The organism is Blautia sp. OF03-13 (genome assembly GCF_003460685.1).
In the GTDB taxonomy this organism is placed as follows: Bacteria; Bacillota; Clostridia; order Lachnospirales; family Lachnospiraceae; genus Fusicatenibacter; species Fusicatenibacter saccharivorans.
This window is the reverse complement of record NZ_QTVR01000008.1, coordinates 47,677-61,043: the sequence shown is the minus strand read 5'-3', so window position 1 is coordinate 61,043 and position 13,367 is coordinate 47,677. Positions and strand designations below refer to the sequence as shown.

Below are 13,367 nucleotides of genomic sequence, written 5' to 3'. Positions count from 1 at the left end.
CCTTTTATCGCGCCATCTGGTAAATCTCGTATACTTCCTGTGCGCCCAGCTTGCGGATGCGGGACAGTTTTACAGTGTCCTGCTGTGTTGCATCCATGGAAAGGGCACGCAGATCCTCATCCGACGGGTTCGGGATATCAAGCTCATGCAGGGAGGTCGGCATGCCGAGCGAATGGAAGAACGCTACTGTGCGCTCAATGCCTTCCGTTGCCCGTTTGTGATCGCTTCCCTCTGTGATGCCCCAGACTTTTTCTGCAAACCGTGCAAACCGCCAGAGAACCGTCTCCTCATCGTACTGGTATTTCGCCCAGGCACCCCAGACTGCCGCCAGGGATGCGCCGTGTGCTACATCGTATTTTGCACTTAACGCATGGCCGAATTTATGTACCGAAAAATCTTTGCCGCGTCCGCACTCCGTCAGTCCATTGTGTGACAGGCTTCCGCACCACATGATTTCCGCCATCGCATTGTAATCGGATGGGTTTTCCAGAACCTTCGGTCCGTTTTTGATTACGGTACGGAGGAGTCCCTCTGCGATCTCGTCCGTCATCTCGCACTGGCTCTCCGGAATGAAATAGCGCTCCATCGTGTGCATCATGATGTCGGTTACGCCGCAGGCAATCTGGTATTTCGGCAGGGTTGCTGCCAGCTCCGGATTCATGATGGCAAATTTGCAGCGGTTGAACGGCGTGTTGATGCCGGCCTTTTTGCCGATTGCCTCGTTTGTCAGAACTGCTGAATCGCTCATCTCGCTTCCGGCTGCCGGAATCGTCAGAACCGCTCCTACCGGGAGAGATTTTGTCAGCGGTACTTTTTTCGTCCAGATATCCCAGAGTGCCTCCTCCGGATTTGCAGCTCCGTGTGCAACGGCTTTTGCGGTGTCAATCGAGCTTCCGCCGCCGACGGCAAGAATAAAGTCTGCCTGCATTTCCACTGCTTTTTTCACACCCTCCTCGGCAAGGGCAAGTCTCGGGTTTGGTTTTACGCCGCCAAGCTCTTCAAAGGCAAGGCCCTCTTTTGCAAGAGATGCTTCCACTCGGTCCAGAAGACCGCTCCGTTTTGCACTTCCGCCTCCGTAAACGACGAGCACCTTTGTGCCGCCCCATTTCTTTACCTCAGCGCCTGCCTGGTTTTCGGTCTCTTTTCCGAACACGACTTCCGTCGGGGTATACTGTATAAACTGATCCATCTTCTTATTTCCTCCCTGCATTTTTATTCTTCATAAATCCGTACGTTTCCCGAGCTTACACGGTAAAGATCGTCTCTCCTGTTTTCCAGAGACGGGATTTCATTTCTTGTCCGCTCCAGCACTTCCGGATCCAGCTCTGCGATGAGTACCTGCGGGGTATCATCTGCCTCCGCAAGAATTTCGCCGTCCGGCGCAATGATCATGGAATGGCCGTACGCCTCAAACCGCGCTTTCTGGCCGCACTGGTTGGCGGCGAGCACGTAGCATCCGTTTTCAATGGCGCGCGTGCGCAGCAGTACTTCCCAGTGGCGCTCTCCCGTTGCTTTCGTAAAATCCGCCGCTATCAGAAATGCATCTGCTCCAGAGGATGCCATCAGCCGGTACTGTTCCGGAAAGCGAATATCGTAGCAGATGCTCATGCCGAACAGGCCAAGCGCCGTGTCCGCAAGAACAATTTCATTTCCCGGGCAGATCTCGCGTGATTCTTCGTAGGAGACACTGCCCGGAATATTTACGTCAAACATATGTATTTTGCTGTATTCTGCAATCGTTTCTCCATCTGGTCCGAACAGAAACGACGTGTTGGACGGACGCCCCGGATAGCGCCGTACCGTCATGCTGCCGCAGTGCAGATAGACACCGTACCGTTTGGCAAGGCTGGAAAACCGGCGGCTGACGTAGCCCGGCACTGCACTTGCGTGCCCCGGCATGTCTGCTCCCGTGTATTCTGCGGTCTCCGGGAAAAGAATCAGCTTCGCTCCCTGTTCCGCCGCCTCCCGCACATACTGCTCGGCCATGCGCATATTTTCATTCATATCCGGCCCAGAATCCATCTGCACCAGGCCTGCAATTATTTTTTCCATCTTTTTGTCCCCTCGTTTCACATGTTAGCTTGTGATTTTTCCGCTTATATTCTCGTTTATTATATCGCATATTCCCCGAAACAGCTACCCAAATTCGCAATTTTCATACCTTTTGCAGCTTTTATTTTTTAATTTTTGAAAATAACAATTGACAAATCTGGAAAACAGGAGTAGCTTAGAACCATAAGCTGTCGTGTTCGATCAGATGCGGCAGAAAAAATCATGAAAGGAGAACACCACTTATGATCAATCTTATTTATGCATCCAGCGTAAAACAGAATAAACTTCGTATGGCGATCAAACCAGGTGGCTGCCCTTCTTTCGAAATTCTTTGTAAGCATTAACTCTGCATAACAAATCTCTATGCATTCTTTATGCCTGCTATTTCGCACAGAAGGCGCGGTACGTCGATACTGCGGCTTTTTTTATTGCTATAAACAGTACGAAACCGTTCTTTCCGGCTTCGCTCCGTTTCCGGCAGGCAGATTCCGCGGTCTTCTTACCGCATCGATTCCCTTCTTTTATATACAAACGCAGCCTTCGCTTTCGTTTCCCGTTGTTCCGTTCCCACACTTACGGAGCTTTTGAAAGCCTATGTTCTGCCAGACACCCAAACGACATCAATGAGGAGGTTTTAACATTCATGAAGAAAAATCCAATCGGTAAGTACCTGCTCCAGAACTGGTACTACTACGTTTTCGCTTTTGGTTCCATGGCCTTAAGTGTCTTTCTCGATATGCTCGCGCCGCTTGTCACGCTGCACATCGTGGATGACGTGCTGGTCAGTCACAAAATGGAACTGCTCTGGAAATACCTTGCCGCCTTTCTTCTGATCGGTGCCGCAAAAGCCCTGTTTCAGTACATCAAAGAATTTTTATTCGATGTCAGCAGCGTCCGCGTCGCCAGCCAGATGAGGGACAACCTGTTCCGCCACGTCCAGCGGCTTTCGGTGGAATACTTTGACAAAAACAATACCGGCGAACTCCTCGCCCGCGTGCGCGATGACGTCGACCGGATCTGGGATATCCTCGGCTTTGCCGGCATGCTGATCTTAGAAGGCCTGATCTGTATCATGATGGCAATGGTCAGTATGGTCAAACTGGATTTGCCGCTGACACTCGTCTCCGTGGCGATCCTTCCTTTCGTCGCAGGCATCGCAATCCGCCTCGAAAAAGAACTCGACCGTGTCTACGATGCGATCAGCGAGGAAAACGCCGTCATGAATACCGTTGCACAGGAAAATCTCGCCGGTGTCCGCACCGTCAAATCCTTTGCACGGGAACCGTATGAGATCAAAAAATTCCGGAAACACAATCAGAAATACTGCGATCTCAACATGGATCAGGCGCGCGTCCTGATGAAATACGATCCCGCCATCTCGTTTCTTACGAAGCTGATGCGCGTGCTCGTCCTTCTCGCGGGCGGCTACGGTGTCATCCACGGACGCATTACGCTCGGTGTTTTAACGGCCTTTATGGAGTACACCTCCAAGATCACCTGGCCGATCGAAAACGTCGGCTGGCTCGGCAACTGCTTCGCTTCTGCGATTGCTTCCAACAAGAAGCTGAACAAAATTCTCGCAGAGGAGCCGCAGATCGCAGAACCGGAAAATCCGGTGGAGCTTTCAAAACTTCCGGGTGACCTGGAATTCCATCACGTCGATTTCTCCCTGCATGACACACCGATTCTGCAGGATATCGACTTTACCTTAAAGCAGGGCCACACACTCGGCATCATGGGTATGACGGGTTCCGGAAAAACAACCATCGTCAATCTGCTCGAGCGTTTTTACGATGTCACCGACGGTTCCATCTGTCTCGACGGCCACGACATCCGCACCCTGCCGCTGCGCACCGTGCGCGATACTTCTTCCGTCGTCATGCAGGACGTCTTCCTGTTCTCAGACACGATTTCTGAGAATGTCCGCCTCGGCAGCCGCAGCACAATGAAATCCGAAGAGGTACATAACGCCGTCTCCGCTGCGTGTGCTTCCGAGTTCGTCGATCACCTTTCCGATCAGTACGAAACGGTCATCGGCGAGCGCGGCATGGGACTTTCCGGCGGTCAGAAGCAGCGTCTTTCCATCGCACGCGCCCTGGCAAAACAGGCTCCGATCCTCGTACTGGATGATTCCACCTCGGCGCTCGATATGGAGACCGAATACGAAATCCAGAGCCATCTCGCCGAGAAAAAAGATGTTTCCAAGATCATCATTGCCCACCGCATTTCTTCGGTGCAGAATGCCGATGAGATCCTGTATCTCGATCACGGACGCATCGCCGAGCGCGGCACGCATGAGAGTCTGATGGCACAGAAAGGCCTGTACTACTCCACCTGGGAGGCTCAGTACGGTGATTACCATAAAGCAAAGGCAGCCCTCGAGCAGGCACTTCCTGCCAATGCTTAATTCAATTTAATTTGTTACCCGACAACTTCTGTATTTACTTACCCGTTAAGAGAGGAACAATACGATTATGGCTATCAATTCCAGTAAAGTAGATGAAGAGCAGAAAGAGGTCTTAAAGAGCGCGACCATCCGCCGCCTCTTCTCCTACTTAAAAAATTATAAACGCCAGGTTGCCGTCGTTCTCGTGGTTCTCGCCGTTACCATCGCGATTTCCACTGTGAACCCGCTGCTCCTGGAGTACGCCATCGACGTCAATATTGCGCAGAAAGACTGGCGTGGGCTTGTTGCCCTCTGCGTATTCATGGTTGTGATCAACCTGGTTTACGCGGCCGGTGTCCGCCTGCGGATGCTTCTGATGGCGCGTATTACCAACAACATTCTTCTGGAAATCCGTGACGAGCTCTACACGCATATCCAGACCTTAAGCTTCAGCTTTTTCGATACCCGCCCGGCCGGAAAGATTCTGGCGCGCATCATCGGCGATGTCAACTCGTTAAAGGATGTGCTGAACGACGGTGTCACAAAGCTGATTCCGAACATTCTCACGATCATCGCCATTCTGGTGATCATGATGATCAAAAACATCTGGCTCTCCTTAAGTGCGATTCTCGTGCTGCCGCTGATCGCTATCGGCATGTATTTTATTCAGATCGTCGCACACAAGAGATGGCAGACGTTCCGGAAAAAATCTTCCAATGTTACGGCGTATATCCACGAGGACTTCTCCGGTATCCGCATCATCAAGAGCTTTACCGCAGAGCAGGAATCGCAGGGCGAGTTTGACCGGCTTCTTCTTGAGCATCAGAACTCCTTCATCCATGCGGTCCGCCTAGCGGATGGTTTTTCCGCTGTGATCGAGGTGACCTGGGGCATCGGAACGTTTCTTCTGTATTTTATCGGTATTTCCGTGCTCGGCGTGGATGCCGTTCCGATCGGTACGTTCACGGCATTTGCGATGTATCTGACGATGTTCTGGGATCCGATCCAGAACCTGGCCGGTTTTTACAACAAGCTGATCACGAACCTTTCCGCTGCGGAGCGAATCTTTGAGATCCTCGACACACCAGCGGAGGTTGCCGACAAGCCTGGCGTCACAGAACTGCCGCCGATCAAAGGAGAAGTAACGTTCGACCATGTCAGCTTTGCCTACTCCGATGATCCGGACACGCTGGTTTTAAAAGATGTCAGCTTTACAGCGGCTCCCGGTGAGACGATCGCACTCGTCGGCCCGACCGGCGCTGGAAAGACGACCATTGTCAATCTGATCAGCCGTTTCTACAATATTACTTCGGGAACGGTCCGCGTCGACGGCCACAGCCTGACGGATGTCTCCATCAACAGCCTGCGTGCCCAGATGGGCGTGATGACACAGGACAACTTTCTCTTCTCCGGCACGATCCGCGACAACATTGCGTATGGAAAGCTCGATGCCACGGAGGAAGAAATCATTGCCGCCGCAAAGGCCGTGCATGCCCATGACTTTATCATAGAGCTGCCGGACGGCTATGACACCGAGATCAGCGAGCGCGGTGCCCGTCTTTCCAACGGCCAGCGCCAGCTTCTCGCCTTTGCCAGAACGATGGTGTCCGATCCGCGGATTCTGATTCTCGACGAGGCGACGTCCAGCATCGACACACAGACAGAAATTCAGGTGCAGCAGGGAATCGAAAGCCTGTTGAAGGGCCGTACCTCGTTCATCATTGCGCACCGTCTTTCTACTATTAAAAATGCGGACCGGATTTTCGTGATCGACCACGGAAAGATTTTCGAACAGGGAACCCACGACGAACTGATGGCAAAACAGGGCGCGTACTACCAGCTCTACCAGGCACAGTTCCGCAGGGTATCGTAATCCGGTTTCACAAAACGTATCAAATATCTGCAAAAAGCTGCTTCCCCGCTTCTGGCGGACGCAGCTTTTTGTGTCTTTCCTTGACAAATGAATCACCCCTGCTATATGATGGTAACTGATCTTTTTTCGGAGGGGTACACTCTCCGTCTGCCGCTTCCCACTCCTGCGGCATTTGTTACTGAACGGTCTGATACGGAGCTTTTTCACAATGCTTCCGTATTTTCTTTCAGAAAGGAGTATCATGACGTTTTTTTCCAGAAAACATTTACGCCTTCTCCTCCTTCCTGCGCTCCTTCTTCTGACGGGCTGCGCAGGTTCCGCAAAGGAGACGGCGGATTCCACAGAGAACGAAAAGCTCTCCGCCGTGGCGACCATTTTTCCGCAGTACGATTTTCTGCGTGCCATCGGCGGCGATCACCTCGATCTCCACATGCTGCTTTCCCCGGGCGCAGAAAGCCACTCATTTGAGCCGACACCGGGCGATATGATCACAGTTTCCGAATGCGATCTCTTCGTCTACGTCGGCGGCGATTCCGATGCCTGGGTGGAAACGATTCTCGATTCCGTCGATACCTCGAACAAAGAAGTCGTCACGCTGATGGACTGCGTCGACACCGTTGCCGAGGAAACGGTCGAGGGAATGGAGACCCACGGCCACGCACACGATCATGAGGACGAGGATACGGACCACGACGAGGATTCCCACGATCACGACGAGGATTCCCACGATCACGAAGACGAATCCCACGGCGAACAGGACGAGCACGTCTGGACTTCACCGAAAAATGCAATGCGGATTGTCCAGAAGCTCTGCGATGCGCTCTGCCGCCTCGACCCGGAAAACGCGGACGATTATCAGGCAAACACTGCTTCATACCTCGCTTCGCTTACCTCCCTCGATGAGGAATTTTCCGATGTCACAGCGAATGCCAGCCGCCACACCATCGTTTTCGGCGACCGTTTTCCGTTCCGCTATTTCGCGGACGCCTACGGCCTCGACTATTACGCGGCATTCCCCGGCTGCTCCTCGGAATCCGAGGCGAGTGCCAAAACACTTTCTTTTTTAATTGACAAGATCAACGAAGAGCAGATTCCTGTCGTCTTCCACACCGAGCTGTCCAACGAAAAAATGACGGACTGCATCTGTGAGGCGACCGGCGCGAAAAAGCTGCTGCTTCACTCCTGTCACAACGTATCCAAAGATGATTTCGAAAACGGCGCCACGTATCTTTCCCTGATGGAACAGAATGTCGCCGCACTAAAGGAGGCTCTGAACTAATGGCTCTACTTACCTGCAGTGATGTCACCTTCTCCTACGAGGGCATCCCGGTCCTGACCGATGTCAACTTTGCCCTGGAAGCCGGCTCCTACCTCTGTATTGTGGGCGAGAACGGTTCCGGAAAAAGTACTCTGGTCAAGGGACTGCTTCACTTAAAAAATCCGTCCACCGGCTCGATCACAACCGGCGACGGGCTTCATCCAAGTGAGATCGGCTATCTGCCGCAGCAGACCGCCGCACAAAAGGATTTCCCGGCGAGCGTCTGGGAAGTCGTGCTGTCCGGCCGGCAGAACCACCCGCATTTCCCGCCGTTTTACACAAAGGCAGACAAAGAGGACGCGCTCCGCAATATGGAGCTTCTCGACCTCCTTCCATTAAAGAAACGATGCTACCGTGATCTCTCCGGCGGCCAGCAGCAGCGTGTGCTTCTCGCTCGTGCGCTTTGCGCCACAAAGAAACTGCTGCTCCTCGATGAGCCGGTCACTGGCCTTGACCCGGTCATGACAAACGAAATGTACCAGCTCATCCGCCGCATCAACCGCGAGCAGAACGTTACGATCATCATGGTTTCCCACGATATCCGCAATATTCTGCCGGACGCAACGCACATTCTCCAGCTCGACCAGAAGCAGGTCTTCTTCGGTCCGATGGACGAGTATCTGAAAACCGAGGCGGGAAAACAGTTTTTAGGAGGTGCTGACTTATGATTTCAAATCTGCTGAAAATGCTTTCTTATCCGTTTATGCAGCGTGCCCTTGTGGTCGGCATTCTCGTCTCTTTGTGTGCCGCACTGCTTGGCGTCAGCCTCGTGTTAAAGCGCTACTCCATGATCGGCGACGGCCTCTCCCATGTCGGATTCGGCTCTCTTGCAATTGCAGCGGCACTCGGTTTTGCTCCGCTTGCCTTCACAATCCCTGTCGTCGTGCTTGCCGCCTTTCTGCTGCTCCGCATGAACGAATCCAGCAAGATCAAAGGCGACGCCGCCATCGGCCTGATTTCAAGCTCTGCGCTTGCGATCGGTGTCATCACGGTTTCGTGGTCGAGCGGCATGAACACCGATGTCAACAACTACATGTTCGGAAGCATCCTTGCGATGAGTGATGAGGACGTTGTTCTCTCCGTGGTGCTCTCCATCGTCGTGCTGATCCTGTTCGTCCTGTATTACAACCGTATTTTTGCCGTCACTTTCGACGAGACATTTGCCAAAGCAACCGGTGTCCGCGCAGAGGTTTACAACATGCTGCTGGCATTCTTAACCGCCATCACCACCGTCCTCGGCATGCGCATGATGGGCGCGCTTCTGATCTCCAGCCTGCTGATTTTCCCGGCACTGACCTCGATGCGTCTCTGCCATACCTTCCAGAGCGTGGTGATCTGCTCCGCGGTTCTCTCGGTGGTGTGCTTCCTTCTTGGCATGTCCCTCTCGTTTTTCCTGTCCTCCCCTGCCGGAGCGACGGTCGTAATCGTGAACCTGCTGGCATTCCTGATCTTTTCTGCGATTGCCAGAATCCGCGAGCATACCGCATAAAAAGTTTCCGATCTGACCTGCTTTGTTTTACCGGAGGTATTTTATGAATCGAATTGTAATTGCACTGTTAAAACCGTTTTCCTTCATCCCGGCGATTCTGATGATGTCGATGATTTTCTCCTTCTCTTCCCAGAACGGAACGGAATCCTCACAGCTCAGTGAAAAAGTGGCGCGCGGCATTTTCATCACGATCGACCACGTCATGGACCGCGGATGGGATGATGAAAAGATCCAGGAACTGGCTGACGAGTATCAGTACCCGGTGCGGAAGCTGGCTCATATGACAGAGTACTGTCTGCTTGCAATCTGTGTTTCGCTTCCGCTCTACGTCTACGGCCTGCGCGGCTTCGCGCTCACGTTTCTTGCCGGCATCCTCTGTGTCGCCTTTGCCGCGAGCGATGAGTTCCACCAGACGACGGTCGCCAACCGCGGCCCGTCGGTAAAGGACGTCGGCATCGACAGCATCGGCGTTCTCTTCGGCATCACGTTTGTACGGCTGTTCTGCTGGATTGCACTCGGCGGAAATACGAAAAAAAGAAAGCGGCGCAGACGGCGCTACTATTACTAAAAATATTGGATAACAGAAAAATCCCCGTTGGAAAAATCATTTCTCCTGAAACTGATTTTCCCAATGGGGATTTTTTCATTTTTCTTAAAAACAGCTCTTAGGAAAGTGAATCCGCATACGCCTGAATATCTGCCTTCATCTGAATCCAGGCATCCTCATGCTCCACGTAGTACAGAGGGCAGAGCTTTTCGGTTACATCATAGTGACGGATCACATCGTCCGAAGTCAGATTGAACCGCTTGCATAAGAAACCGGCGAGCTGGACCACAGAATTGTATGTCTCATCGGTAAATTCACCGCTGTCATCCGGGTGGCAGCATTCAATCGAGATTGTATCGAAATTACGCTGGTTCGATGCATACGACCATTCACTCGTCGGGATACACTGAACGACTTCTCCCTCGATGCCGACGACGAAATGGCTGCTGGCCTGCGCCTCCTGCGTCTCAGGCAGGTTTTCAAAGTAATCACGGTTCTGCATCGCCGTGCTTCCCGGGTTTGCGGTGTAGTGAATAACGATACCGTCCACCTTTTTCAGCCTCGTCTGCGGTCTGGACCAGCTGTTCGGCGTCAGAAGCTCCACATCAATCGGCGGAGCGCCGGTCCAGTCGGTGATATCGTTGTCCTCATAATCAGAACCGGAATAGTCAACGGCCGTGATATCACTTGCCGTTTTTGCCACACGGCGGATGCCGCTGTAAATGCCGACGCAGATCAGCACCACCAGAACTCCCGTCAGAAACATTCTGCGGTGAAGCTGGCGCTGCCTCTGTTTTCTTGTCATTTTTCCCCGTCTCTTCTGTGCCATATGTTCTCTCCCCGCTGCAAATAAGCGCCCCCTCATTTGAAAAGGCAGAAGCTGAAAAGTTTCTGCCCTTTCCCCCTTCTGCCTTTTGCGACTTTTTATTCTTATTTATCGTCCACGCTGTAGTTCGGAGCCTCTTTGGTGATGTGGATATCATGCGGATGGGACTCTTTTAAGGATGCTGCGGAAATCTTCACAAATTTTCCGGTCTCCTTTAAGGTCTCAACATCTTTCGCTCCGCAGTAGCCCATACCGGAACGAAGTCCGCCGATCAGCTGGAATACAGTGTCCTCTACGAGGCCTTTGTATGCTACACGGCCTTCCACACCTTCCGGAACCAGTTTCTTGGCGCCGGTCTGGAAGTAACGGTCTTTGCTTCCGTTCTCCATGGCTGCGATGGATCCCATTCCACGGTATACTTTGTATTTTCTTCCCTGGAACAGTTCGAAATCTCCCGGGCTCTCATCGCATCCTGCGAAGATGCTTCCCATCATGCAGACATTGGCACCGGCTGCGATAGCCTTTGTCATGTCTCCGGAGTACTTGATACCGCCGTCGGCGATGATCGGAGTTCCGGTCTTCTTTGCTTCCTCATAGCAGTCCATAACGGCTGTGATCTGCGGTACACCGATACCTGCAACGACACGGGTCGTACAGATAGAACCAGGTCCGATACCGACTTTAACAGCGTCTGCTCCGGCTGCGATCAGGTCTCTTGTTGCCTCTGCGGTTGCCACGTTTCCGGCGATTACCTGCAGATCCGGATAATGCTCTTTGATGAGACGAAGTGTTTTGAAGATATTTGCGGAATGTCCGTGAGCGGAGTCGATGACGATCACGTCTACATGTGCTTTTACCAGCGCATCGACACGATCGAGCACGTTTGCCGTGATGCCGACTGCGGCACCGCAGAGCAGACGTCCCTGCTCATCCTTGGCGGACAATGGGTACTTGATGGTTTTCTCGATATCTTTGATGGTGATCAGACCTTTGAGGTTGAAATCGTCATCGACAATCGGAAGTTTTTCTTTTCTGGATTTTGCAAGGATTGCTTTTGCCTCGTCCAGCGTAACGCCTACTTTTGCAGTGATCAGGTTTTCGCTGGTCATGGACTCTTTGATTTTCTTGGTGAAATCAGTTTCAAACTTCAGATCACGGTTTGTAATAATACCAACCAGTTTTCCGTTCTCGGTAATCGGGACACCGGAAATACGGAATTTTGCCATCAGATTATTGGCATCTTCCAGGGTGTGCTCCGGAGACAGATAGAACGGATCGGTGATAACACCGTTCTCAGAACGTTTTACTTTGTCTACTTCTTCTGCCTGCTGCTCAATCGACATATTCTTGTGGATAATACCGATTCCTCCCTGACGTGCCATGCAATTGCCATACGGTGTTCTGTAACCGTATCCATGCCGGCGCTCATCATCGGGATGTTCAGCTTGATCTTCTTGGTCAGATGCGTAGTCAGATCTACCATGTTTGGGGTTACTTCAGAATACTGCGGAACCAGAAGCACATCATCGAAGGTAATACCATCACCAATAATTGTACCCATTTTCTTATCTTCCTTTCTTCTTAAGTCTTTTTGATTTATCACCTAATTTAACACAAAACAAAAAAGCTGTCAATCCATAAATACTTTTCTTGGTGCGCGGTTGCGGATATCTTTTAACATCACTTCATCCGGTTCGAAGATCACCATCTGCATTGTGTTGTCCTTGGAGATCACAAATGCATACGGTTTGTGGCCCTGTCCTTCGATTCCGGAGGAATAGTTGTAACGTTTGATGCTCTGATTGTTTTTGTAGGAATCGAGCTGATGGGACTGGTACGGAGCCAGGATTTCCATGTTGGAAAGCTCATAGCTTGCGGCTCTTTTTCTTCTTGACTGCGAATAGATACGGTCGATGTCGAGCTCGCCGTTGACGTACAGATACTCAAACTCTACCGAAAGCTTCGGGATAAAAATATAGTCTACGATTCCAAGTACCAGCGCAAGAAGCAGAATCAGCGGATTCATCATAATTCCTGCGGCTGCAAAAAGAACGGTAAAGAAGATCAGAACTCCTTTGATCGCCTTGTCTTTTCCTGTCTGCTGTTTTTTCACCAGCACTTCTGTGTACAGATCACTCATTTACTCCATCCTCCTCAAGATATTCGATCAGTTTTGCTGCATTGTCCGTGTTCTTGGAGTTGACCACAACGGTCAGGTAACACGGCTCATAGTACGTAAGGCCCATATCCTGGTATTTCTTCAGCTTGGAAATATCGAGGCAGGTATCTCCCGCCTTTATCCCGTACTTCTCACACGTCGCTTCGTCAAACAGTGTGGACAGATCCAGAAAATAATCGTCTTTGCTGTAGTTGTCGTACACGGCCTGTGAACAGATCAGAACATCCATGCTCTGTGCGGCAATCACGGCTGTGAATTTCATCAGCGTGTTGTAATCCGCGTTTTCCAGGTTTTCACCGAAGCTGTAGCTCGTATCGATGCTTACCTTTTCGTACTTATCTCCGGTTCCGAGCGCTTCTTTTAGGTCCTCCTCGATCGGACTTACATCCTGCAGTCCTGCGTAATCCACTACGGCAATGCTCACGAGGTCATAATACTTCGCATTTTCATGGATATTCACAATCGTGCCGATGATGAAGATAACAGCGATGATGCCGAAAATGACAGCCTTGTAGTATTCCCAGATATAGGCCAGTTTCTCTTTAAAATTCATTTTCGACAGCTTCTCTTTTTCGAGCTGCATCTTCTCCTTCCTTGTCATGTCGGATTCATAACGACTTGCCATGTGTGTTTCTTCTCCTTTGTTGTATTTCCCCCAACATCCTACAAATTAGTATAGCATAAAACGCCGGAAGCG

At 51.5% G+C, this 13,367-nt stretch carries 11 protein-coding genes and 1 pseudogene; 6 read left to right on the top strand and 6 right to left on the bottom strand.

The genetic code is table 11. The features are described from left to right. Positions 1 to 4: 4 nt before the first annotated feature. Complete coding sequence (locus DXA55_RS07775) at positions 5 to 1,189, bottom strand: iron-containing alcohol dehydrogenase (RefSeq protein ID WP_117804172.1); 1,185 nt, start codon at positions 1,187 to 1,189, stop codon at positions 5 to 7. Between the two features lie 23 nt (positions 1,190 to 1,212). Then, complete coding sequence (locus DXA55_RS07770) at positions 1,213 to 2,052, bottom strand: carbon-nitrogen hydrolase family protein (protein ID WP_117813620.1); 840 nt, start codon at positions 2,050 to 2,052, stop codon at positions 1,213 to 1,215. 643 nt (positions 2,053 to 2,695) lie between these two features. On the opposite strand from DXA55_RS07770, the gene DXA55_RS07765 reads away from it, so the two are divergent. From DXA55_RS07765 to DXA55_RS07740, 6 genes are all read left to right on the top strand, one after another. Beyond that, positions 2,696 to 4,459, top strand: coding sequence for an ABC transporter ATP-binding protein (locus DXA55_RS07765; RefSeq protein WP_055218593.1), 1,764 nt, complete (start codon positions 2,696 to 2,698; stop codon positions 4,457 to 4,459). A 67-nt stretch (positions 4,460 to 4,526) separates the two neighbouring features. After that, positions 4,527 to 6,311, top strand: coding sequence for an ABC transporter ATP-binding protein (locus tag DXA55_RS07760; protein ID WP_117761029.1), 1,785 nt, complete (start codon positions 4,527 to 4,529; stop codon positions 6,309 to 6,311). Between the two features lie 241 nt (positions 6,312 to 6,552). Beyond that, a complete protein-coding gene (locus tag DXA55_RS07755; protein WP_055265233.1) occupies positions 6,553 to 7,590 on the top strand; it encodes a metal ABC transporter substrate-binding protein in 1,038 nt (345 codons plus the stop codon). Beyond that, the gene (locus tag DXA55_RS07750) at positions 7,590 to 8,297 is read left to right on the top strand and encodes a metal ABC transporter ATP-binding protein (RefSeq protein ID WP_022462193.1); all 708 of its coding nucleotides are present in this window, start codon (positions 7,590 to 7,592) and stop codon (positions 8,295 to 8,297) included. Before DXA55_RS07755 ends, DXA55_RS07750 begins: the two co-directional genes overlap by 1 nt. After that, the gene (locus tag DXA55_RS07745) at positions 8,294 to 9,118 is read left to right on the top strand and encodes a metal ABC transporter permease (protein ID WP_022462192.1); all 825 of its coding nucleotides are present in this window, start codon (positions 8,294 to 8,296) and stop codon (positions 9,116 to 9,118) included. Before DXA55_RS07750 ends, DXA55_RS07745 begins: the two co-directional genes overlap by 4 nt. A 43-nt stretch (positions 9,119 to 9,161) precedes the next feature. Next, positions 9,162 to 9,686, top strand: a complete 525-nt coding sequence (locus DXA55_RS07740; protein WP_055264916.1) for a VanZ family protein — start codon at positions 9,162 to 9,164, stop codon at positions 9,684 to 9,686. A gap of 97 nt (positions 9,687 to 9,783) precedes the next feature. Here DXA55_RS07740 and DXA55_RS07735 read toward each other — a convergent pair whose 3' ends face one another. From DXA55_RS07735 to DXA55_RS07720, 4 genes and pseudogenes are all read right to left on the bottom strand, one after another. Beyond that, positions 9,784 to 10,494 (bottom strand): peptidoglycan recognition protein family protein, encoded by a 711-nt coding sequence (locus DXA55_RS07735; protein WP_022462190.1) that lies wholly within the window; start codon positions 10,492 to 10,494, stop codon positions 9,784 to 9,786. Positions 10,495 to 10,595: 101 nt separating this feature from the next. Beyond that, a pseudogene (guaB, locus tag DXA55_RS07730) lies at positions 10,596 to 12,052 on the bottom strand (IMP dehydrogenase). Positions 12,053 to 12,121: 69 nt separating this feature from the next. Continuing rightward, on the bottom strand, positions 12,122 to 12,631 hold the full coding sequence (locus DXA55_RS07725; protein ID WP_022462188.1) for a DUF6106 family protein: 510 nt from the start codon (positions 12,629 to 12,631) through the stop codon (positions 12,122 to 12,124). Beyond that, positions 12,624 to 13,295, bottom strand: coding sequence for a hypothetical protein (locus DXA55_RS07720; protein WP_022462187.1), 672 nt, complete (start codon positions 13,293 to 13,295; stop codon positions 12,624 to 12,626). The genes DXA55_RS07725 and DXA55_RS07720 overlap by 8 nt, the downstream gene beginning before the upstream one ends. Positions 13,296 to 13,367: the final 72 nt, after the last annotated feature.